Annotated in this window: 2 protein-coding genes; both read left to right on the top strand. The window is 64.5% G+C overall.

The window, feature by feature from the left end; all coding sequences use genetic code 11:
* Positions 1–492: MFS transporter (locus tag VF497_RS08915; RefSeq protein ID WP_330887808.1), on the top strand; the 492-nt coding region annotated here is incomplete at its 5' end.
* Positions 493–911: 419 nt separating this feature from the next.
* Positions 912–1,739, top strand: an 828-nt coding sequence (locus tag VF497_RS08910) for an MFS transporter (RefSeq protein ID WP_330887806.1), incomplete at its 3' end; no start/stop codon positions are given.

Below are 1,739 nucleotides of genomic sequence, written 5' to 3'. Positions count from 1 at the left end.
CTGTCGGTCAGCGATTCCAATTTCGGCATCCAGTGGCACATCGTGGCGATGTACGGCCCGAGCTTCTTCACGGGCTCGCTGATCGCCCGCTTCGGTGCGCCCGTCATCGTCGCGCTCGGGCTGGCGCTCGAGGCGGTGGCTGCGATGATCGGGTTGTCAGGCATCACGGCACCGCATTTCTGGGCGACGCTGTTCGTGCTCGGCATCGGCTGGAACTTCGCGTTCGTGGGCGCCTCCGCGCTGGTGCTGGAAACGCACCGGCCGCAGGAGCGCAACAAGGTGCAGGCGTTCAACGATTTCCTCGTGTTCGGCATGATGGCGATCGGCTCGTTCTCGTCGGGCCAGCTGCTCGCGCATTACGGCTGGAACGCCGTCAACATGGTGGTGTTTCCGCCGGTGCTGCTCGGCCTTGCCGTGCTGTCGCTGGCTTCGTTCGCCAAGCGGCGCGCGAAATTGCGCGCGGTGGAAGAAATCCCTGATCCCAGCATCTAGGCCGTAGGCTTAGAAACTTGCCGGAAGTGTACGGTCCGATCAGAAGCCATACTTCTTCGGGTCTGCGAGCACAGCGTCTGCAGTGACATGCGGTTCACGAACCTCAACTCGCTCCAGCAGCTCGATCATCGTGCGACGATCTCGCCGGCGTACTGCCTCATCCCACTGGTCAACAATGCCAACATGCGCTAGCCGCTCGTTGACCGTCATGCCCGCCAAACTGTGGCCGTCCCGCTCACTCATAGCAGCAGCCTCGCACGGCAAAGCCCGTTTCGCCAGATTTATGGGTTCGCGGCCCAGCGCCCTGCTGCCAGTTGCTGACACTTCGACCGGTTTCGAAATGATCGGCTTGCAAGGCTGCTCACATCGTGGGAACGGATTCAATCCGGCCCTGACGATGTGAGAAGCAAGAGCAAGAAATGGACGCATCATCACCCGCGCTGCATGACGAATCCGCGCTCGGCTATGAAGGCTGGCGCATCGTCGTCGTCTGCTTCCTGCTTGCGACCTTCGGCTGGGGATTGGGCTTCTACGGACAGAGCGTCTATGTCGCCGAGCTGCAGCGGCTGCACGGCTGGCCGGCGTCGCTGATCTCGTCGGGCACGACCTTTTTCTATTTGTTCGGTGCCGCGCTGGTTGCCTTCGTCAGCGAGGCGATCAAGGCGTTCGGCGCGCGCAGCTGCCTGATCGCCGGCACCCTCGCGATGGCGGTCGCCGCGGTTGCGATCGGCGAGGTGCGCGAGCCCTGGCAGCTCTATCTCGCCGATGCGCTGCTGGCGTTCGGTTGGGCCGGCACCAGCCTCGGCATCATCACCAACACGCTCGGTCTGTGGTTCGACAAGAAGCGCGGCATGGCGATCAGCCTGGCGCTGAACGGCGCGAGCTTCGGCGGCATCGTCGGCGTGCCGCTGCTGGTGGCGGGGATCGGTTATTTTGGCTTCTCCGGCGCGATGATCGCAGCCGCGGTGGCGCTCGTCGTGGTGATGGTGCCTGTCATCCTGATCTTCGTCGGGCGGCCGCCGGCGCATCTGCACGCGGTGACCTCAGCGGCGGCCGACGCGCCATCGGCGACCCAGGTGCGCGCGCGTGCCCTGCGGGACATCCGTTTCCTCTCGGTCTCGATTGCCTTCGCGCTGGTGCTGTTCGCCCAGGTCGGCTTCATCGTGCATCTGATCGCCTATCTCGACCAGGTGATCGGCCGCGAGCGTGCCACGGTGGCGATGGCGCTGCTGACCGCGATGGCGGTG

This window comes from Rudaea sp. (assembly GCF_036383415.1).
Classification (GTDB): Bacteria; Pseudomonadota; Gammaproteobacteria; order Xanthomonadales; family Rhodanobacteraceae; genus Rudaea.
This window is presented reverse-complemented; position numbering and strand designations above follow the sequence as displayed.